The 20,592-nt window shown below is 35.1% G+C and carries 22 protein-coding genes; 13 read left to right on the top strand and 9 right to left on the bottom strand.

Features of this window, described 5'->3' with window-relative positions; translation table 11 throughout:
- On the top strand, positions 1-732 hold the full coding sequence (locus LU301_RS04180) for a WG repeat-containing protein (RefSeq protein ID WP_305272930.1): 732 nt from the start codon (positions 1-3) through the stop codon (positions 730-732).
- A 76-nt stretch (positions 733-808) separates the two neighbouring features.
- Here LU301_RS04180 and LU301_RS04175 read toward each other — a convergent pair whose 3' ends face one another.
- Positions 809-1,846, bottom strand: coding sequence for an NAD(P)H-dependent flavin oxidoreductase (locus tag LU301_RS04175; RefSeq protein ID WP_305272927.1), 1,038 nt, complete (start codon positions 1,844-1,846; stop codon positions 809-811).
- Between the two features lie 204 nt (positions 1,847-2,050).
- Positions 2,051-3,322, bottom strand: a complete 1,272-nt coding sequence (gene gltA, locus LU301_RS04170; protein ID WP_305272924.1) for a citrate synthase — start codon at positions 3,320-3,322, stop codon at positions 2,051-2,053.
- 697 nt (positions 3,323-4,019) lie between these two features.
- Between gltA and sdhC the strand changes: the two genes are divergently transcribed.
- The 12 genes from sdhC (at position 4,020) to cyoE (ending at position 14,887) form a co-directional block, all read left to right on the top strand.
- Positions 4,020-4,418, top strand: coding sequence for a succinate dehydrogenase, cytochrome b556 subunit (sdhC, locus tag LU301_RS04165; RefSeq protein WP_305272921.1), 399 nt, complete (start codon positions 4,020-4,022; stop codon positions 4,416-4,418).
- Positions 4,418-4,783 carry a succinate dehydrogenase, hydrophobic membrane anchor protein gene (sdhD, locus tag LU301_RS04160; RefSeq protein WP_305272918.1) on the top strand — a complete coding sequence of 122 codons (366 nt, stop codon included), beginning with the start codon at positions 4,418-4,420 and terminating at the stop codon, positions 4,781-4,783. The genes sdhC and sdhD overlap by 1 nt, the downstream gene beginning before the upstream one ends.
- A gap of 12 nt (positions 4,784-4,795) precedes the next feature.
- Positions 4,796-6,685: a succinate dehydrogenase flavoprotein subunit gene (sdhA, locus tag LU301_RS04155; protein ID WP_305272913.1), complete on the top strand. Its 1,890-nt coding sequence runs from the start codon at positions 4,796-4,798 to the stop codon at positions 6,683-6,685.
- A gap of 14 nt (positions 6,686-6,699) precedes the next feature.
- Complete coding sequence (locus LU301_RS04150; RefSeq protein WP_305272909.1) at positions 6,700-7,410, top strand: succinate dehydrogenase iron-sulfur subunit; 711 nt, start codon at positions 6,700-6,702, stop codon at positions 7,408-7,410.
- Positions 7,411-7,560: 150 nt separating this feature from the next.
- The gene (locus LU301_RS04145) at positions 7,561-7,707 is read left to right on the top strand and encodes a hypothetical protein (protein WP_305272907.1); all 147 of its coding nucleotides are present in this window, start codon (positions 7,561-7,563) and stop codon (positions 7,705-7,707) included.
- Between the two features lie 10 nt (positions 7,708-7,717).
- Positions 7,718-8,683, top strand: a complete 966-nt coding sequence (locus LU301_RS04140) for a hypothetical protein (RefSeq protein ID WP_305272904.1) — start codon at positions 7,718-7,720, stop codon at positions 8,681-8,683.
- Positions 8,684-8,822: 139 nt separating this feature from the next.
- Positions 8,823-9,617, top strand: a complete 795-nt coding sequence (locus LU301_RS04135; protein WP_305272901.1) for an RDD family protein — start codon at positions 8,823-8,825, stop codon at positions 9,615-9,617.
- Positions 9,618-9,962: 345 nt separating this feature from the next.
- Positions 9,963-11,045, top strand: a complete 1,083-nt coding sequence (cyoA, locus tag LU301_RS04130; RefSeq protein ID WP_305272898.1) for a ubiquinol oxidase subunit II — start codon at positions 9,963-9,965, stop codon at positions 11,043-11,045.
- A 4-nt stretch (positions 11,046-11,049) separates the two neighbouring features.
- Positions 11,050-13,044, top strand: coding sequence for a cytochrome o ubiquinol oxidase subunit I (gene cyoB / locus LU301_RS04125; protein ID WP_305272895.1), 1,995 nt, complete (start codon positions 11,050-11,052; stop codon positions 13,042-13,044).
- A 4-nt stretch (positions 13,045-13,048) separates the two neighbouring features.
- Complete coding sequence (cyoC, locus tag LU301_RS04120) at positions 13,049-13,666, top strand: cytochrome o ubiquinol oxidase subunit III (protein WP_305272892.1); 618 nt, start codon at positions 13,049-13,051, stop codon at positions 13,664-13,666.
- Position 13,667: 1 nt separating this feature from the next.
- Entirely contained in the window at positions 13,668-14,000 is a 333-nt protein-coding gene (cyoD, locus tag LU301_RS04115; protein WP_305272889.1) for a cytochrome o ubiquinol oxidase subunit IV, read from the top strand.
- An 8-nt stretch (positions 14,001-14,008) separates the two neighbouring features.
- Entirely contained in the window at positions 14,009-14,887 is an 879-nt protein-coding gene (cyoE, locus tag LU301_RS04110; protein WP_305272886.1) for a heme o synthase, read from the top strand.
- A 68-nt stretch (positions 14,888-14,955) separates the two neighbouring features.
- Here the strand turns inward: cyoE and LU301_RS04105 are convergent, their stop codons facing one another.
- From LU301_RS04105 to pfkB, 7 genes are all read right to left on the bottom strand, one after another.
- Complete coding sequence (locus LU301_RS04105) at positions 14,956-15,834, bottom strand: protein kinase domain-containing protein (protein ID WP_305272883.1); 879 nt, start codon at positions 15,832-15,834, stop codon at positions 14,956-14,958.
- 90 nt (positions 15,835-15,924) lie between these two features.
- On the bottom strand, positions 15,925-16,344 hold the full coding sequence (locus LU301_RS04100; RefSeq protein WP_305272880.1) for an HIT family protein: 420 nt from the start codon (positions 16,342-16,344) through the stop codon (positions 15,925-15,927).
- A gap of 77 nt (positions 16,345-16,421) precedes the next feature.
- Positions 16,422-16,676 (bottom strand): YARHG domain-containing protein, encoded by a 255-nt coding sequence (locus LU301_RS04095; RefSeq protein ID WP_305272877.1) that lies wholly within the window; start codon positions 16,674-16,676, stop codon positions 16,422-16,424.
- A gap of 163 nt (positions 16,677-16,839) precedes the next feature.
- Positions 16,840-17,616: a lysophospholipid acyltransferase family protein gene (locus LU301_RS04090; RefSeq protein ID WP_305272874.1), complete on the bottom strand. Its 777-nt coding sequence runs from the start codon at positions 17,614-17,616 to the stop codon at positions 16,840-16,842.
- A gap of 4 nt (positions 17,617-17,620) precedes the next feature.
- Entirely contained in the window at positions 17,621-17,833 is a 213-nt protein-coding gene (locus tag LU301_RS04085) for a YqaE/Pmp3 family membrane protein (RefSeq protein WP_305272871.1), read from the bottom strand.
- Positions 17,834-17,920: 87 nt separating this feature from the next.
- Entirely contained in the window at positions 17,921-19,654 is a 1,734-nt protein-coding gene (locus LU301_RS04080; protein WP_305272868.1) for a fructose-specific PTS transporter subunit EIIC, read from the bottom strand.
- Positions 19,651-20,592 (bottom strand): 1-phosphofructokinase, encoded by a 942-nt coding sequence (gene pfkB, locus LU301_RS04075; RefSeq protein ID WP_305272866.1) that lies wholly within the window; start codon positions 20,590-20,592, stop codon positions 19,651-19,653. The genes LU301_RS04080 and pfkB overlap by 4 nt, the downstream gene beginning before the upstream one ends.

The following is a 20,592-nucleotide window of genomic DNA, read 5'->3' as shown; positions in this document are numbered from 1 at the left end:
ATGAAAAAGTTGTTATTTGCTTTTCCAATTCTAATTGGCACGGTTTTGTTTTCCACCAATGCCAATGCAAATGCGTGGTGCAAACGCCCACAAATAGACAATCATACCAGCAGTTGTTACTCTGATAATATGTCTATTATCAAAAACAAAACAACAGGCAAATATGGCTTTGCCAATAAGAGAAGTCAAATTGTCATTGCTACTCAATATGATAAAGTTGATGATTTTTCACAAGGGTTATCGGCGGTGCAATTGGGCGACTATTGGGGAATGATTGATAAAAATAATCAAGTGGTTATTCCATTTATTTATAAGCATTTGGATAGTCCCAATCAATACGGCTTTATTCGTGCCAATAAAAACGGGCAATGGGGATTTATAGACAAAAACCAAAATGAATTATTGGCATTTGGTAAATATGACTATGTAGAACCCTTTGCCTTTGATGGTTTTGCGTGGGTGCGTAAAGATGACAAATGGGGATTTATTGATAAGGGTTTTAATGAAATCGCTCCGCCACAATACGACACGCATAATTATTTTACCCACCCCATTGTTTGTATCAAAAAGAATGGCAAATCAGGCTGTATTAACAAACAAGGCGTGGAAGTTGTGCCATTTATTTATGATAAAATTGATGCCTTTATGGTTGGTAAACATCAAAATAAAGTGGTGGCGTATTTAAATGACGAAGTGTTTTATTTTGATAAAAAGGGGCGTGCGTTGAAATAAGGATTATGGGCATTTTTCTAAAAAAGTGCATACATTAATTTAAAATGTATACACTATTTCTGCTAAGTGACTATTGTTATCCTTGCATTTCCTGTACTAAGGTTTTGACTAAATCCGTTGCTGATAAATCACGAATTTTACTCACACCCGTTCCCGCCCAAAATGCTGCATAATCTTGATTGCCCTGCTGACTAGCAATACCATGTAATTGTTTTGCCACATCATAAGCATAAGGATAATCTGCCACATCAGGACGCTGAGCTGTATCTAAATTATGCCATTGATTAATAATACCACGGGCAGGTCGTCCTGAAATACATGATGTAATTTGTGTTTGCGGTTGAGCAAATAACGCTTGACGATAGGCATGATTCGCATTAGAAGATGAACATTGAATAAACGCTGTACCTAATTGTACACCATCAGCACCTGCTTGTAACATTTGTTGAATATCCTGCCCTGTCATCAAACCGCCCGTAGCAATAACTGGTCGTGAAATATGCTGTTTTAATAATTTCACTAATTCCAAAGTAGTCATTGCCCCATCACGCTCCGCATGGAAAATACCACGATGTCCACCTGCTTCAACACCTTGAGCAATAATTACATCAATACCCGCTTGTTCAATCGCTTGAGCTTCCACTAAATTAGTTGCAGTTACCATTGTGATGATACCTGCCTGTTTTAAGGTTTGTATTTGATGTTGATGTGGAATACCAAAATGGAAACTTACTATTTTTACGCCAGTTTCTAAAATCACATTTAAAAATTCATCACCATCTAAAAAGCTAGGATAAATACAATTCAACTGTGATGGAATTTCTGCTCCCCATTTTTCAAATTCAGAGCGAATATAATCAAGCCATTGTTGATGCTTTTCCACACAAGGTTGTACCGTTTGATGACAGAAAAAATTCACTTGGAATGGTTGATTGGTCAAAGCTTGTGTTGCTAAAATTTGTTCACGACATTGTGTAACACTACTCGCACCTAAACCTAATGCACCCAAAGCTCCTGCATTAGAAACTTCACTTGCAAGTTGTGGTGTGGTTACACCTGCCATAGGAGATAATAAAATTGGGTATTCAATACCAAATAATTGACAAATATTCATTTTTAATCACTCATCGTTAATCATCATGGATATTTTAATAACATGTATTTTAAATACAACTATTATTCCACGATAAAATAACGTATATAAATAAGATATATTTAAAATATATCTATTGTTTCATCATAAAATAACCACAATTAATCAAGGATATAAATAAAAAAGAGTACCCTTACGGATACTCTTTTAACCATCAAAATAATATTAACGGTTGATATGACGCTCAGTCTCACCAGTATAAAGCTGACGTGGACGGCTGATTTTGTATGGACCAGCGTGCATTTCTAACCAGTGGCTAATCCAACCTACAGTACGAGCTAATGCAAAGATTACTGTAAACATTGCAGTTGGAATACCAATCGCTTTTAAGATGATACCCGAATAGAAATCTACGTTCGGATATAATTTACGCTCAACAAAGTATGGATCGCTCAATGCAATTTTCTCTAACTCTTTTGCTAAAGCTAACTGTGGATCATTGCTATGACCTAAAGCAGCCAATACTTCATCACATGTTTCTTTCATCACTTTCGCACGAGGGTCAAAGTTCTTATAAACACGATGACCGAAGCCCATTAATTTTGCTTCTTTCTTCTTCACTTTTTCCATGAATGCAGCAACGTTTTCTACGCTACCAATTTCATCAAGCATCGTTAATACTGCTTCATTTGCACCACCATGTGATGGACCCCAAAGTGCAGAAATACCAGCAGAGATACACGCATAAGGGTTAGCACCAGTAGAACCTGCTAAACGTACTGTTGAAGTTGAAGCATTTTGTTCATGGTCTGCGTGTAAAGTAAAGATACGATCCATCGCACGAGCAAATACTGGGTTTACTTTATAATCAGGATTTGCTGGCGTAGCAAACATCATATATAAGAAGTTTTCAGCATAGCTTAAATCATTACGTGGATACATAAATGGCTGACCCACAGTATATTTGTAGCTCCATGCTGCTAAAGTAGGTACTTTTGCAATTAAACGCATCGCTGTAATTTCACGATGGTTCACATCTTCAATATTTAAGTTGTTATGATAAAATGCTGATAATGCACCCACTACACCAACCATAATTGCCATTGGGTGAGCATCACGGCGAAAACCATTATAGAAACGACTTACTTGATCATGAACCATAGTATGATTGCGGATTTTTTCATCAAAATCAGCTTTTTGTTCAGGTGTAGGTAACTCACCATTTAATAGCAAATAACAAGTTTCCAAATAATCCGCTTTAGTTGCTAATTCATCAATTGGATAACCACGGTGTAATAGAATACCTTTATCACCATCAATAAATGTAATTTTAGATTCACAAGAAGATGTAGACATAAAACCAGGGTCAAACGTAAAATGACCTTCTTTTAACAAGCTACCTACATCAATAACATCAGGACCTAATGTACCACTGTAGATAGGTAAGTCAATTTTTTTTCCATTAAGCTCTAACGTTGCTTTTTTAGATTCAGACATTTACATTCTCCTGTCTAAATAAATAAAATGAATCTTAAAATTTTGCTCTACCAATTTTATTAAAAGTTTCAAAATAAGTATCGCAAGTAAAAATTTGATGTGCATTAGAATCTTATACTATCAACATTTTGTCAATCATACTAAAGCCTAATACGCTGTGTATTTGATTACATTTTGTTCATCATGTAAATTCATTACTTATTTACATTCTAATTCATTTATAATTATTATTCAATGAATTAGCACTAATTTATTATCACCTAATTAAATAGATCTCGAATCATTATTATAGTGAATAATAATTATCATTTTATAATAAAATATATGTAACATATTGTGTATATAAATCCAATAATATCAATTATTCATCAAATAAATGTCTAAAAAATTATTATGAGGCAAAATGTCACTTTATAAAAATATTCAATAAAATAAAAAACATAGTACATTCTGTTATACACAAATTTATCCACAGAAGCTAAATACATGATATTGATTATTATTTAAGTGAAATAATTTTAAAAAGTGTCCATTCTTTATTTGTATTTTGTTAAATAAGGCTATATAATTCCAATGTTTTTAAATTGCTTGTATGCTTATTTTAAAAACAACACCGTTTTATTTAAAATAAGCAGGCAAGATTGCCAGCTTTCTCAATTAATTCAAACAAACTTCAATTGAAGTTTTAACTTATGGGATGCCCGCTGTGAAAAGCAACAGACCTGTCAATTTGTCTACAGATCAGATTTTAGCGGTAAACCTAAAATCGCCTGTCGCAATTGCTTCAATTTTACACCGTATTTCGGGTGTTATCGTTTTCTTATTGGTGCCAGTTTTTCTTTGGCTTTTAGATCGCTCTTTATCATCGCCTGAAGGTTTTGCCTACGTTCAAAAAGTGTTTGATCATATTGCTGCACGTTTTATCATTTGGGTATTTGTTGCAGGCTTGATTTATCACTTTATTATGGGTATCAAGCATTTATTTGCTGATCTTGGCTTTAATGAAGAACTGCAAAGTGGTCGTACTGCTGCCACAATTTCATTGATTTTATCTGTGATTGGTATTATCGCAGCCTTTATCTGGATTATGTTCTAATGAAAAGTGCTACTGGTTTAACAGGTTCAGGCTCTCGTGATTGGTTTATCCAACGTGTAAGTGCTGTCGTTTTAGCGGTTTATACCGTTGTATTGCTTGGTTGGTTTATTTGTACTGGCGAAGTAACATATGAAAATTGGGCTGGCTTTATGATGACCCTACCAATGAAGTTATTCTCTTTATTGGCAATTTTTTCATTGGTTGCTCATGCTTGGATTGGTATGTGGCAAGTCTTTACTGACTATGTAACTACTCGTCAAATGGGCGAAAAAGCAAAAAGTTTACGTTTTGTCTTAACTACTGCGGTTGTGATTGCAGTCGTTGTCTATGCAATCTGGGGTATCCAGATTTTCTGGGCAAACTAATAGGAATATATCATGGCTAGTGTTAATGAAAATTATACTAATGTTGAAATGCTAAATTTTGATGCTGTCATCGTTGGTGGTGGTGGTTCAGGTATGCGTGCATCTTACCAACTTGCACAAGCAGGCTTAAAAGTTGCCGTTTTAACTAAAGTATTCCCTACTCGTTCACATACCGTAGCTGCTCAAGGTGGTATTGGTGCATCATTAGGTAACATGCAGGAAGATAACTGGCATTATCATTTCTATGATACTGTAAAAGGTTCTGACTGGTTAGGTGATCAAGACGCAATTGAATTTATGTGCCGTGAAGCACCTTATGTGGTTTATGAATTAGAACATTTAGGTATGCCTTTTGACCGTAATGAAGATGGTACGATTTATCAACGTCCTTTTGGCGGTCACTCTGCAAACTATGGTGAAAAAGCTGTACCTCGTGCTTGTGCTGCTGCTGACCGTACAGGTCATGCATTGTTACACACATTGTACCAAAGTAACGTAAAAATGGGTACGCAATTCTATGTAGAATGGATTGCTCTTGACTTAATCCGCAATGAAAATGGTGATGTGTTAGGTGTAACTGCAATTGACCAAGAAACAGGTAAAGTTGCAGTATTCCAAGCGAAAGCAACATTATTTGCTACAGGTGGTGCAGGTCGTGTATATCGTGCTTCTACCAATGCTTATATCAACACAGGTGATGGCTTAGGTATGGCTGCTCGTGCAGGTATTCCATTACAAGATATGGAATTCTGGCAATTCCACCCTACAGGTGTAGCAGGTGCAGGGGTGCTTTTAACTGAAGGTTGTCGTGGTGAAGGTGGTATCTTGCGTAATAAAGATGGCGAACCATTTATGGAACGCTATGCACCAACACTTAAAGACTTAGCTCCTCGTGATTTCGTATCTCGTTCAATGGACCAAGAAATTAAAGAAGGTCGTGGTTGTGGACCAAATGCTGACTATATCTTACTTGATATGACGCATTTAGGTGCTGAAACAATTATGAAGCGTTTACCATCTGTATTTGAAATTGGTAAAAAATTCGCTAACGTAGATTGTACTAAAGAGCCAATTCCTGTTGTACCAACAATTCACTATCAGATGGGTGGTATTCCAACCAATATTCACGGTCAAGTATGTGTACCAGAAGGTAAAGAAATTACACCTTTAAAAGCACACTATAATAAAGAGACTAAAGAATATACATACGAAGGCGATCGCAACTATACTAAACCTGTAAAAGGTTTCTATGCGATTGGTGAATGTTCTTGCGTATCAGTACATGGTGCAAACCGTTTAGGTACTAATTCTTTATTAGACTTAGTCGTATTTGGTAAAGCTGCTGGTAAGCATATTATTGAATACATCACTAAAGAATGTACTGATGAATACATCCCTTTACCAACAGATGTATTAGAAAAAACATTAGCTCGTATTCGTAAGTTAGACGAATCAACTGAAGGCGAAAATGCTCAAGACGTTGCTGATGAAATTCGTGAAATCGTTCAATATCACGCAGGTGTATTCCGTACTGCTGAATTACTTGAAAAAGGCGTGCGTGAAATTCTTGCTCTTGAACCACGTGTACGTAATATCCACTTAAAAGACAAATCTAAAGTATTCAACACCGCTCGTATTGAAGCTTTAGAAGTTGAAAACTTATATGAAGTAGCAAAAGCAACCTTGATTTCAGCTGCTGCTCGTAAAGAATGTCGTGGGGCACATACAGTCCTTGATTATGAATTACCTGCTGACCATCCAGAATATTCTTATGGTCGCCGTGATGATGAGTGGATGAAGCATACACTTTGGTTCTCTGAAGACAATCGTTTAGAGTATAAGCCAGTACGTTTCAGCCCACTTAGCGTTGAACCAATCGAACCTAAACCTCGTACATTCTAATTAGGAGAGTAAAGATGAGTCGTGGTACTCGAATTTTTGAAATTTATCGTTACGATCCTGATAAGGATAGTAAACCATATATGCAAACATTCAAACTTGAATTGACTGATAAGCACCGTATGTTGCTTGATGCTCTTCTTGATTTGAAAAAGCAAGATGAAACTTTAACATTCCGCCGTTCTTGCCGTGAAGGTATTTGTGGTTCTGATGGTGTCAATATTAATGGTAAAAATGGTTTGGCTTGCTTACAAAACCTTAATGATTTACCAGAAAAAATTGTAATTCGCCCTCTTCCTGGTTTGCCAGTAATTAAAGATTTAGTGGTAGATATGAATCAGTTCTATGATCAATATAACAAGATTCAACCATTCTTAATCAATAACCAACCAGCTCCACCAAAAGAGCGTTTACAATCACAAGCAGACCGTGAACATTTAGATGGTTTATATGAATGTATTTTATGTGCATGTTGTTCAACATCATGCCCTTCATTCTGGTGGAACCCAGACAAATTCTTAGGTCCATCAGCATTATTAAATGCATATCGTTTCATCATTGACTCTCGTGATACTGCAACTGCTGAACGTTTAGCTCGTTTAGACGACCCATTCAGTTTATTCCGTTGTAAAGGTATTATGAACTGTGTATCAGTATGTCCTAAAGGTTTAAACCCTACTAAGGCAATTGGTCATATTCGTAGTATGATGTTTGACCGTGCTGGTTAATATTTAAATCAGCTCAATCAAATGAATAAAACGCATCGATATTCGGTGCGTTTTTGTTATGAATAATTTATATCTGCTATTGCTTGTATTATAAGGTTACATTATAATAATAATCATTATTATATTCTAATTTATTTGGGATTTACCATAATGGTTAATGCAGAAATACATTACCTAAACAGCAAACAGCAAACAGCAAACAGCAAACAGCAAACAGCAAACAGCAAACAGCAAACAGCAAACAGCAAACAGCAAACAGCAAACAGCAAACAGCAAACAGCAAACAGCAAACATTAATGGTTTTGATATGATATTACAAGACGCTCAACGGCAACTTCAATTATTTTTTACTATTCCTCGTGAGGTCTCTAAACAAGCAATTGATTTTTCTAAAAAAATCAACTACAATTTACAGAATCATACAATGCCCGCTTTTGAAAAGAACTTAAATTCCAAAAGTTTTTTTCATCAACCATTAGAATCTCGTCTCTTCGAACTTGAACAAAGTATTTCTGTATATTTATTACAAGAAATAAGTTATGCTCTACGCCATCTGGCAAAAACTAAAGATGATTATACTTACTTTTACCTTTGCACACGTTTATTTTTCACTAACTTAATTGTTCATTATAATAACATTTGTAATCAATCCACATTTAAACTAAACCATCAAGTACAAAATTTTATGAATCGTTTATTAGCATGGAATGCAATTACTGAAAAACGTCATCATGAAATTTTTTTATATTATCATGATAATGAGTATCAGTTACAGAATCAAAAAGCTGAAAAAGTCATCTATGACCTATTCAAAATTTTAGAGACAGGGATTGAACAAGAAATCAAACTACAAAAAGAGCTTCAACATTTATATGCTCAAGAACACGAAATAGATAGTATGTTTTGGTTAAAAAGAATATTTATAAAAAAACCAAATTTTACTCGACTGATTAGTGAAACATTAAATAAAATATACAAAATTAAACAAAAAATCTATTCAGATATAATGATGATGAAAGATATTCATCCATCTACTATGCTTTATATTGAAGAAGAGCAAATGTCTCTTTCTTCGAACTCACATCATCTTTATGCACTCAATATGGGAGAAAATGGTTTCTCTCGTCTACCAATTTTAATTCAGTTACCTAAAGATATAAAATTATTTGATATGCGTCAAGTACAAAATAACTTAGTAAATGATTATAATTTACTAAATCAGCAGTGGTTTCCCATTACACAACAGGATACATCAATAGAGCATAACTATTAAATACATCATCATAGTATCACAATATATGACGAGTGTGTAATCTATACTTAATATTCACAGATTATGAATTGAAAAATCCGTTAAAATCAGGTACATTTATTCATCTTTATGATTACCTTGATAAACTTTAGGATTTATTATGTCGGAACTACAAATTTATCTAGCTCGTAATAATCAACAAGCTGGTCCTTATAGTCTTGAACAATTAAACCAAATGCTCCAAAGTCAGCAAGTTTTACTTACTGATTTAATGTGGCATGCAGGTATGCAAGAATGGAAACCAATTGGGGAAATTACACAGGGTCAGCATTTTTATCAACCACAGACGATGGCTAATCAAAGTCCATTTACAACATCTGAACAAACATCTATCCAGCAATCTGTTTTCACAGGGCGGGCAAATAATGATAATATAAATAATAATCAAAATATCAGATTAGCCAGCGTGGGCAAACGTTGTATTGCTAAACTAGTTGATTGGGGAATTTTATTTATTCCACAGATTATTTTATATGCTTCTTATCTTGATCAAACTTTTCTTAATAAAGTTGCTCAAGCACAAACATCAGCAGAACAAAATCAACTCATGCTGGAATTTGCCCAATCATTACCCAACTGGGTAAGTTTATCAGTATTAGGTTATACCCTATTTATTTTATTTATTCAAAATGATTTAATTCGCCGTTCTGGACAAAGTATTGGCAAAAAATTATTCAAATTACAGATTGTTGATATAAATACCAATAAAATCACTACAGGTGGGAGAGCATTTATTATCCGTTCATTTGTATTTTTTATGATTTTTCAAATTGCACAAATCTTCCCACTCTTAATCATCGTATTAATTGTTGATTTTGTGATGTTGTTTAGTAAACAAAATCAAACCCTACATGACCGTTTAGCTAAGACTAAAGTCGTTGATATTGCTCAATAATTTATCACATATTATTTATATGTTTTTATTAAAGAAGAGTATTTCCTGCTCTTCTTTTTTAATGTTTTTTTGTGATAGATCCCTCAATTTAGTACAATTTCAACAAAAACAAGTCTATGTTTTTATTAAAATTCCTAGCATTTCAATCGGGTTATTTTATTTCACTTTTCTGTTGATAAGTGGTAGCATAGTTTTGAATTTTAGTGCATAATATGGCTATAAGATAACGTTGTTACATCATTGAAAAAAATTGTAGCGTTTTTTTGCAGTATTTTTCAATCATGCGACATTTTTATCGCTAATCCCGAATTTAATGGGACATAAACTCTTGATTGAGGTTGTAACATGAGACAAACAAAATTAGCTGTATTGTCTTTAACATTGCTAACCGCCCTGCTTTCTGGTTGTGGCGGCGATATGGTACTCATCAATCCAAAAGGTCCTATCGCTGAAGGTCTTAGTACCTTAATGATGATTTCGATCTATGTCATGCTTTTAGTTGTTATTCCAACGATTATCATGGCAATTTGGTTTAGTTATAAGTATCGTGCAGGTAAAGGCGCAGAATACAAACCTGATTGGAACCACTCAACAACGATTGAAGTTGTCGTTTGGGGGATTCCTGTTATCATTATTATCGTTCTAGCAACTTTAACATGGTGGGGTTCTCATAAATATGACCCTTATCGTCCGCTAGAATCTGACAAACAAGCATTAACGATTCAAGTCATTGCTGAACAATTCAAATGGATCTTTATTTATCCAGAGCAAAATATTGCTATGGTAAATGAAGTACGTATTCCAGAGCAAACACCTATCAATTTCCGTATTACTTCTAACTTTACAATGAATTCATTCTTCATTCCACAGTTAGCGGGTCAAATTTACGCGATGGCAGGTATGCAGACACACCTTAACTTACAAGCAAATGAACCAGGTGTATATAGCGGTTTCTCAGCAACTTATAGTGGCTATGGTTTCTCACAAATGCACTTCAAAGCACATAGCTTAACTGAAGGTGATTTTAATGCTTGGGTACAAACCATTAAAGACGGTAAAGGTGATTCTGTTGTAGTTGGTGAACAAGATGGTAAACCAGTATACGCTATCCAGCAAGGTATGCTAGATAAGGCTGTATTTAAATCTTTACGCGATGGTAACCGTTCTCAATTACAAATTGATGCTATGGTTAAAAATGCTGAACATGAATCAGAAACACAGAAGAAATTAGCTAAAATTGCTCAAGAAGAAGGGGCTTATCCAACTAAGCCACACCCAGTAACTTATTACTCTTCTGCAGATCTTAGCATTTTCCCTTCAGTCATTAACTGCTATATGAGTAACTATCATAATGATAGTCAAACAAGTGATGTAACTGAAGCGGCAAAAGACAATATCTGTGCTAATGTCGCACAAGTAGGAGAATAAAAAGATGTCATTTTTATTCGGTAAATTAGGTCCTGATGCAATCCCACACGATCCAATCGTATTGGTAACAGTTGCATTTATGATTATTGGTGCTATCGCCATTCTTGGTGCTGTCACTTATTTCAAAAAATGGGGCTATTTGTGGAATGAGTGGTTTACCACTGTAGACCACAAGAAAATTGGTATTATGTATGTAATTGTATCGATTGTCATGCTTTTGCGTGGTTTCGCCGATGCAATTATGATGCGTCTACAACTCTTTCTCGCTAAAAATGGCGGTGAAGGTTACTTACATCCAGAACACTACGACCAAATCTTCACCGCTCATGGTGTAATCATGATTTTCTTCGTAGCGATGGGTTTAGTTACAGCATTCTTTAACATTATTGTACCTTTACAAATCGGTGCACGTGATGTTGCTTTCCCTTTACTTAACTCTTTAAGTTTCTGGTTATTTACTGGCTCTGCTGGGTTAGTAATGGCTTCACTTGCAATTGGTGAATTTGCTGCGACAGGTTGGATGGGTTATCCTCCACTTTCAGGTATCCAATATTCACCAGGTGTTGGTGTAGATTACTACATTTGGGCAATTCAGATTTCTGGTGTAGGTACAACACTTACAGGTGTAAACTTCTTTGTAACTATCATTAAATTGCGTGCTCCAGGCATGAAGTTAATGGATATGCCAATTTTCACATGGACAGCACTTTGTGCATGTGTGTTAATCATGGCAACATTCCCTGTACTTGCTGGTACGCTTGCAATGCTTACTCTTGACCGTTACTTCGACTTCCACTTCTTTACTAATGAGCTTGGCGGTAGTCCAATGCTTTATGTAAACTTGATTTGGACTTGGGGTCACCCAGAAGTATACTTACTTGTATTGCCTGCTTTCGGTTTATATTCTGAAATCGTTGCAACATTCTGCCGTAAATCATTGTTCGGTTATAACTCAATGGTTTATGCGACTGTAGCAATTACAGTATTATCACTAGTCGTTTGGGTACACCATTTCTTTACAATGGGTGCTGGTGCGAACGTAAACGCATTCTTCGGTATTATGACCATGATTATCGCCATTCCTACTGGTGTTAAATTATTCTCTTGGTTATTTACCATGTACAAAGGTCAAATTACATTCTCTTCACCAATGCTTTGGACACTAGGTTTCCTTGTAACTTTTGGTATTGGTGGTTTAACAGGTGTATTAATGGCTATTCCGCCTGCTGACTTCTTAGTACATAACTCTTTATTCCTTGTAGCTCACTTCCATAACGTAATTATCGGTGGTGTAGTATTTGGCTTAATCGCTGGTCTTGTATTCTACTGGCCAAAAATGTTTGGTTGGAAATTACATGAAGGTTGGGGTAAAGCTTCATTCTGGTTCTGGTTCTTCGGTTTCTATTTCTCATTCATGCCATTATATATTCTTGGTTTCATGGGTATGACTCGCCGTTTGAACACTTATACAAATCCAGAATGGGAACCATACTTAAATATCGCATTCTTTGGTTCTGTACTTGTATTATTCGGTATTATCTGCCTTGTATTACAAATTGTGTTTGGTTTCTTACAACGCAAACAAAATATGGACTACACTGGCGATGCATGGAAAAATGGTCGTACATTTGAATGGGTAATGTCTTCTCCTCCTCCATTCTATAACTTTGCTCATCTTCCTAACGGTGCTGGTATTGACCGTTTCTGGACTGATAAACAAAATGGTGTTGCTTATACACGCCCTGAGAAATATGAAGATATTCATATGCCTACAAATCGTGTAGCTGGCTTTGGTATGGCAATGTTATTAAGTGTTATGGGCTTTGCTTTAGTATGGCATATTTGGTGGTTAGTGATTGCATCATTAGCAGGTACTATCATCAGCTTAATTGCAAGTTCATTCTCTAAGAATGTGGACTACTATGTACCAGCAGCAGAAGTTGAACGTATCGAAAATGAACGTTATGCACTTCTTGAACAACATTTGAAGAAGGACTAAGAATATGAGCGAAGTACTTCATCACAGCCATGGACATGATGAACATCATCACCATGATGATACCGATATCACGGTCTTTGGTTTCTGGTCATATTTAATGACTGACTTAATCTTGTTCGGTACGCTGTTTATTGCCTATGCCGTTCTTAGTCAGAACGTACCACCAGGTACACCAAGTGCAGCAGATTTATTTAGTGATTCATTAGGTTTTGTTTTAACTGAAACAATGCTCCTTTTGATTTCATCTGTTACTTTTGGTTTTGCAGTATTGGCACAACAAAAGAAAAATGCCAGCCAAGTTTTAATGTGGTTAGCAATTACTTTTGTATTTGGTGCTGGCTTTATTGGCATGGAAGTTTATGAGTTTAATCATTTAGTTCATGCTGGTCATGGTCCTAGCACAAGTGCATTCTTATCTGCATTCTTTACCCTAGTTGGTACACATGGTATTCACGTTTCATCAGGTCTAGTGTGGATGGCAGTATTAATGTATCAAATCAAAAAATTTGGTTTGACTATTCCTGTTACTCGCCGTTTAGCTTGCTTAAGTTTATTCTGGCACTTCCTAGACATCGTATGGATCTGTGTATTTAGCGTAGTTTACTTGATGGGAGTTCTGTAAGATGAGTAATCAACATCATAATGAACACAATCATGAAGTTCACGGTAGCACTAAGCACTATATCATTGGATTTGTATTATCTATCATTTTAACGATTATTCCGTTTGGTATGGTAATGTCAGGCTCTAAAGGTACAGGTGTAATGGCTGTTATCGGCATTACTGCGGTAGCACAAGTGTTAATTCAGTTGATTTATTTCTTACATATGAATAGCTCTCCTGAACAACGCTGGAACGTGATTGCGTTCACTTATACAATCCTCACAATTGCCGCTCTTTTGATTGGCTCTGTTTGGATTATGAACTATCTTCATAGTAACATGATGCTTTACTAAACATCGCTATGTTTAAAAAGTATCTATTCCTGACTAAACCAGGGATTCTATTTGGTAACTTCGTTACTACTTTGGGTGGCTTCTTTTTAGCCGCCCAAGGGCAAATAGATTTCTTGCTTCTCACTTATACCTTACTTGGTACACTATTCGTTGTGGCATCAGGTTGTGTATTCAATAATGTAATTGATCAAGATATTGATCATCGTATGCAACGTACCCAAAATCGTGCTTTAGTACAAAAAACCATTAGTCCAAATATTGCATTAATTTACGCAGCTATTTTAGGTATCATTGGTTTTTCTATTTTATGGTTTTTAATCAATCCCTATGCTTTTGGTTTTGCAGTTTTAGGTTTTTTTGTTTACGTTGTATTATATAGTTTATGGTCTAAACGACATAATATTCATCAAACTGTTATTGGTAGTTTTTCAGGGGCAAGTCCACCCGTGATTGGCTATACGGCTGTTACAGGTGAATTTGATTTAGCAGCTTTAGTGATTTTCCTTGCTTACGCATTTTGGCAAATGCCACATTCTTGGGCTATTGCAATCTATCGTTTTGATGATTATAAAAATGCAGGCATTCCAATTTTACCTGTTGCCCGCTCTATTCTCCGTACTAAAATTGAATGTATGGTGTATATGATATTATTTATGATTTGTGTCAATATTTTATATATTTATGATTATACAAATATTTGGTCAGTGATTTTAAATAATATATTATGTGGTTACTGGATTTATCTAGGTTGGATTGGTTTTAAAGCAGAAAATGAACAACAGTGGGCAAAACGCTTTTTCTTATTTTCAGTGATCTTAATTACTATTATTAGTTTAAGTTTTGTTTGTACCTATAAGCCTGCTCCACCGAATATTCCTATTTTCTAATTGATTTAGATGATATTAAATCTTTTATAATTAAAACGAAACTGAACTTTATCATAAAGTTCAGTTTTTTATTGATAATTTATATTTTCCATCATTTCTAATACTTCAGCCATACTACTTACTCTATCTGCTAATGGTGCTAACATCGCTTTTAAAATAGGCTGAAAAACTTGATAATGATGTTCCAATTTTACAACTATACCCTGTTGATGTAATTGTTGCCATTGACGATAATTTAATTTTTGTTCAATATGTTTTTGCTGTTGTTTACTTTGAGCTATGGTTTGCTGACTTAACCATTCATATAACACAATACCTAAAGCATAAATATCACTTTGTATATTTTTTGCTTGCCCATAAAATAATTCAGATGCCATATAATGGGGCGTTGCAGTTAAAGTTTGCTCTGCTGGTTTAGCTAACCACATGGTTTCAGCTTGTTCAAAATCAATCAAATAAACACTTTGCTGATATTGTACAAAATGCTCTGCTTTAATATCACCATGAATTACACCTGCTTGATGAATATTAGCAAGACAATCCATTACTGATAAAATTATCTGCTTACATTGTGCAAAATCATCAGGAGGTGCTTGATTAAAAATTGATTGACTATCAGCCAAAATTAAAATATTTAAATGGGGATAATGTTGTTGATGTTGCCATAATGTACTCTGCCAATATTGCTGATCTAATTTTAAATCTTGAAATGCAATAATTTGATAGTCTAATATTAAATGAGTTTGGATACTATGCAATAAATTATAAACTTTTAATTCATATTCAAAAGAACTTTGTTTTTGCTGATATTGTGCTACATTCAACTGATATTTAAGCCAATATTTTTTATTTTGCTGTTGAATACAATAGAGATATCGTCCCCACTCATCACGTTGAGCAGAATCATGTAAATTAACACTATCTATTTTATATTGAATATTTAACATTTTACTTTTAAGAAACTCAAACAAATATCAGATATAAATTGAAAAGGTGCGTTACCGCACCTTAACTTGTCTATCAAATTCAATTGCTCATCATTCAGCTAAAACAGCTTTAATTTTTTCAGCATATGCTTTGATTTGTTCCATATCCCCTATTTGACCACCATGTTTTCCTAATTCATGTACTGAACTTGGAATAATGTGGAAATGGATATGTGGTACAGTCTGCCCTGCTTTTTCACCTGAAAGTTGCATTAAAACTAAACCTTGTGCATCCATTGCTTTTTTTACTGCTTGAGCCACTTTTTGCACAATCTGCATGGTATATGCTAAATCATCAGCAGGAATATCTAATAATGTGATTGCAGGTGTTTTAGGAATAACTAAAGTATGCCCTGCTGCCTGTGGCATAATATCCATAAAGGCAAGGGTTTTATCATCTTCATAAACTTTCATTGCAGGAATTTCACCACGCAAAATTTTAGCAAAAATATTTTGGTCATCATAGTTCATTGTTTAACTCCTTCAATTATGATGTAAAAATCGCCAAATCACAAGTTAGATTTAGCGACTTTTATTATTGACAAATATTATTTACAATTCAATTCTTTTTGACGTGCTTTAATTTCATCTAAGCGTTGCTGTTCTTTATCAGAAAATTTGGGGCTAGATGTATAACAATCTGTACCAAATTTCTTTTTCGCTTCATCATCTTTAAAGCAGAAGCCTTTAGCAGCATAAATAATATCACGATCATCTTTTAGCTTTTTACATTCTGCTTCTGATGCGTAAGCTTGAGCTGTAAATAAACTAAACATCATCATTGCTAATAGTACTTTTTTCATGGTTAGTTACCTATCAAGGTTATTATGCTATTAAATTAACTGAAATCACACTAAACTGCAATGGCAAATTTCATCAATATGTGGTGCTTTTGTGCCATTTTGTATGAAATATAGCTTTTCACTTCATATTCTACACATGATTAGCTATTTACAAACAAATAATTTACTTTTGTGTAATCACTTGTGCCTGCAATTCTGCTAAACCTTGCTCCATTTGTTGTTGTACTAAAGCCGTCAGGCTACGCACATCATGCCCTATTACATCAACAGGTGGTAAAAATTTAACATGAGCTTGCACTTTATAATCAATATCAAACACATTGCGTGCGTGTTCAACAAATCCAATATCCACAAAAGGAATATTCTTTTCCAACCGTCCTTGTGCATTTAAATAGCAAATAAGTGCAATTTGAATCGGTTTTTGTGCTTCTATAGCAGAAACAAATAATTTACCATAAATTTTCTTTACTTTTTCGCCATTAGTCGTCGTTGCTTCAGGGAAAAAAACCACAGGAACATCTTGGCGTAAATAATCTGCCATTTGTTCACTCACACGATTAACATCACCTGAACCACGTTTAATAAATAATGTACCGCCACTACGGGCTAAAAAGCCTACCAAAAACCAATCTGCAATTTCTGCTTTAGACAAAAAGAATACACGTCCTGCCGAACCCAACACAGGGATATCTAAAAATGAAATATGGTTACTCGCCCATAATGCAGTTTGCTGTGGTACTTCTCCATGTACTTGCACATGAATATTCAGCGTAGCACACAAACGGCGACAAAAATATTGCACATGACGTGCATTTTTAGGATTCATATTATTTTTGTGCATACCGTAACGGAAAATGATATAAATTGCTTCTATCAAAACCGCAATAAGCTTAATTCCTTTCACTAAATAAAGTGGAATACGGCGTAATATTTTCATCATGTGATTAATCTTTACTGATATCAACATTATGCTGTTGAATAGCTTGTTTGATTTTTTGGTCAGTTTTATATTGTGATAAAGCATAAACTGCCCAAATCGTTGCAGGCAACCACCCTAACACGGTAATTTGTAAAATTAAACATACAATTCCCGCAATCGGACGACCAATGGTAAAAAAGGTTAAAAATGGCAATAAAAATGCTATCAGTAATCGCATCATCAACTCCTTCATCATTAAGATAAGCCATCATAACAAATTTTGATAGATTTGATGATGGCAAATCTCGTTTATTTATTGTTTATTTTAGTTAATTTCACGGCGTTTTAATAAAGCATACATCACACCTGTGAGTACGCTGCCACAAGCAATAGCAATTAAATACGCCCCAATGTGATTCACTGCATTTGGAATGAGTAACACAAATACGCCACCGTGTGGTGCCGCTAAAGTAATATGGAAAAATGCTACCAATGCCCCTGTAACCGCACCACCAATAATACAACTTGGAATAACACGCATTGGGTCTTTTGCTGCAAATGGTATCGCACCTTCAGAAATAAAGCATAAACCTAATACAAATGACGCATTGCCTGCATTACGTTCATCTTCAGTAAATTTATAACGAGCTAACCATGTGGCAACCGCCATACCAATCGCAGGTACCATCCCACCTGCCATCGCAGCCGCAATCGGAAATTGGTTAGCATTTTCCATTGTCAATAAGCCAACAGAGAAAGTATAAGCGGCTTTATTAATCGGCCCACCCATATCTACACACATCATTGCACCGAGAATGAGTCCCATCACAATGGCATTTTGTGTTCCCATATTATTTAAGAAATTCTCCATCATCTCAAATAATTGCTTAACAGGCTCGCCTACCACATAGAACATCAATAAACCCACAATCAATGAACTAATTAACGGAATAATTAAAATTGGTTTTAATGCCTGCATACTTTGCGGTAATGGAAACTTCTTCGCTATCAATAATGCACTATAACCTGCAATAAAGCCTGAAACAATCGCCCCTAAAAAACCTGCACCCATTTGAGCGGATAATAAACCACCAATTAATCCAGCCGCTAAACCGGGGCGGTCAGCAATCGAATAAGCGATATAACCAGATAAAATCGGTACCATTAAGGTAAAGGTTGCTTTCCCTGTTTGCATAAGAACATCAGCGAGAGAACCTTGCTCTTTAAATGCTTCAATACCAAATACAAAAGATAACGCGATTAATAAACCACCTGCAACGACAATGGGTAACATAAATGAAACCCCTGTCATTAAGTGTTTATAAATACCTGTTTTTTCTTTAGTTTTACTAGAAGTTTGACTATTACTATGCTGATTATTTGTCTTATTTGATGATGATTGTGCGGTTGCAATCGCTTGAGCAAAAGCTTGTTCAGTCTGTTTTAAAGCAAAACCTGTAGAACAATGATAGATTTTTTTACCTACAAAACGCTCACGATTGACCTCAATATCAGTCGCTAAAATCACAAAATCCGCTTGAGCAATCGCTTCATCAGTTAAAATATTTTTTGCTCCTACCGAACCTTGTGTTTCTACATCAATGATATAGCCTAACTTTTCAGCACCTTGTTTTAATGCATCAGCCGCCATAAAAGTATGTGCTACACCTGTAGGACAAGCAGTAATTGCTACAAAACGTAAAGGTTTTTGTGCTTCAGCAGTGGTTAATTCATCTACAAAAGTAGGTTTTATTTTCTCTTGACGTAAAGCAAAATCAATCACTTGCTCACTATCATCTCTAGCTTGTGCTAAACTAAAATATGCTTGTGGATAATCAGCATAACGTGCTTTCAATGAATGATTAATTTCTTCACCTACAAACAACAAAATACTATCCGTTGGTAATATAGTAGGTAACTCATCAACACTATAACATTGGCTAACGTAACCTTTTTGTTCAGCAAAATGAGCTAGTTTTTGTATCACAATTAAGCTATCAATATGATTTTTAATATCTGATGTTGGATAATTTGCAATTAAAACAAGATGTTGTGTCATATTCTTACTCCCAAGTCAATTTTTTGTACTTGTGTTTGTTCAATTAAACGCTGTAAATGTGCTGTTGATGGAATATGAAAACCAACTTGCGTTACCGAGTAAGTTGCTAAAGCCGTTGCCGTACTGAGAATTTGCACATCATCTACATGAGACATAAGACCGTGTATCATACCCGCTAATAGCGTATCTCCCGCACCTACAGTACTTTTGACTTGTACTTGAGCTGGTTTGGCTTGATAAACTCGCTCTGGTGTTAGCCAGTTTACACCTTGTTCGCCCATTGAAATCACTGCATGCTCAATATGATAATCTGCTAAAAATTGCATTTGCTGTTCAATAGTATCAAGTGATTGTTGGAATGTTTCACTTAATTCATCAGTATTCGGTTTAATCAACCATGGATTAAGTTGCATAGCAATAGCCAACGCTTGACCGCTCGTATCTAAAGCAATACGTGAATTTACGGCTGTTAATTGCTCAACCAATGATTTAAAATCTTCTAAAGTAAAATTTTGCGGTAAACTACCAGCAATGACAATACAATCCATCTGTGGTGCTAATGCCAAACATTGTTCAAAAAGTGATTGCTTTTGTCTCTCTGTTACCACAAAGCCTTTACCGTTAATATCCGTAACACGTCCTGCAGATTCAATCAGTTTAATATTATGACGTGTTTCTCCATCCACTAGAATAAAATGAGAATCGAATTGTTCTCGTGCAAAATGTTGCTCAAAAATTTGATAGTTATCTCGCCCTAAAAAACCAGATACATATACATCATGCCCTAAATCTTTGAGAACTTGTGCTACATTTAGACCTTTACCTGCAGCATGAGATTGAGCGTGTTGTTGGCGATTCACAGCACCAAGCTGAATTTGTTCCAACTCTAAACTCATATCAATCGCTGGATTGAGCGTAATACATAAAACCTTTGCCAT

This window comes from Moraxella sp. ZY210820, assembly GCF_030674635.1.
Lineage (GTDB): Bacteria > Pseudomonadota > Gammaproteobacteria > Pseudomonadales > Moraxellaceae > Acinetobacter.
Note: the sequence above shows the minus strand (reverse complement) of the source record. Positions and strands in the feature narration are given on the sequence as shown.

Coding starts and splice junctions, on each gene's coding strand:
- LU301_RS04180 (WP_305272930.1), top strand. CDS start 1: ATGAAAAAGTTGTTATTTGCTTTTCCAATTCTAATTGGCACGGTTTTG.
- LU301_RS04175 (WP_305272927.1), bottom strand. CDS start 1,846: ATGAATATTTGTCAATTATTTGGTATTGAATACCCAATTTTATTATCT.
- gltA (WP_305272924.1), bottom strand. CDS start 3,322: ATGTCTGAATCTAAAAAAGCAACGTTAGAGCTTAATGGAAAAAAAATT.
- sdhC (WP_305272921.1), top strand. CDS start 4,020: ATGCCCGCTGTGAAAAGCAACAGACCTGTCAATTTGTCTACAGATCAG.
- sdhD (WP_305272918.1), top strand. CDS start 4,418: ATGAAAAGTGCTACTGGTTTAACAGGTTCAGGCTCTCGTGATTGGTTT.
- sdhA (WP_305272913.1), top strand. CDS start 4,796: ATGGCTAGTGTTAATGAAAATTATACTAATGTTGAAATGCTAAATTTT.
- LU301_RS04150 (WP_305272909.1), top strand. CDS start 6,700: ATGAGTCGTGGTACTCGAATTTTTGAAATTTATCGTTACGATCCTGAT.
- LU301_RS04145 (WP_305272907.1), top strand. CDS start 7,561: ATGGTTAATGCAGAAATACATTACCTAAACAGCAAACAGCAAACAGCA.
- LU301_RS04140 (WP_305272904.1), top strand. CDS start 7,718: ATGATATTACAAGACGCTCAACGGCAACTTCAATTATTTTTTACTATT.
- LU301_RS04135 (WP_305272901.1), top strand. CDS start 8,823: ATGTCGGAACTACAAATTTATCTAGCTCGTAATAATCAACAAGCTGGT.
- cyoA (WP_305272898.1), top strand. CDS start 9,963: ATGAGACAAACAAAATTAGCTGTATTGTCTTTAACATTGCTAACCGCC.
- cyoB (WP_305272895.1), top strand. CDS start 11,050: ATGTCATTTTTATTCGGTAAATTAGGTCCTGATGCAATCCCACACGAT.
- cyoC (WP_305272892.1), top strand. CDS start 13,049: ATGAGCGAAGTACTTCATCACAGCCATGGACATGATGAACATCATCAC.
- cyoD (WP_305272889.1), top strand. CDS start 13,668: ATGAGTAATCAACATCATAATGAACACAATCATGAAGTTCACGGTAGC.
- cyoE (WP_305272886.1), top strand. CDS start 14,009: ATGTTTAAAAAGTATCTATTCCTGACTAAACCAGGGATTCTATTTGGT.
- LU301_RS04105 (WP_305272883.1), bottom strand. CDS start 15,834: ATGTTAAATATTCAATATAAAATAGATAGTGTTAATTTACATGATTCT.
- LU301_RS04100 (WP_305272880.1), bottom strand. CDS start 16,344: ATGAACTATGATGACCAAAATATTTTTGCTAAAATTTTGCGTGGTGAA.
- LU301_RS04095 (WP_305272877.1), bottom strand. CDS start 16,676: ATGAAAAAAGTACTATTAGCAATGATGATGTTTAGTTTATTTACAGCT.
- LU301_RS04090 (WP_305272874.1), bottom strand. CDS start 17,616: ATGATGAAAATATTACGCCGTATTCCACTTTATTTAGTGAAAGGAATT.
- LU301_RS04085 (WP_305272871.1), bottom strand. CDS start 17,833: ATGCGATTACTGATAGCATTTTTATTGCCATTTTTAACCTTTTTTACC.
- LU301_RS04080 (WP_305272868.1), bottom strand. CDS start 19,654: ATGACACAACATCTTGTTTTAATTGCAAATTATCCAACATCAGATATT.
- pfkB (WP_305272866.1), bottom strand. CDS start 20,592: ATGGCAAAGGTTTTATGTATTACGCTCAATCCAGCGATTGATATGAGT.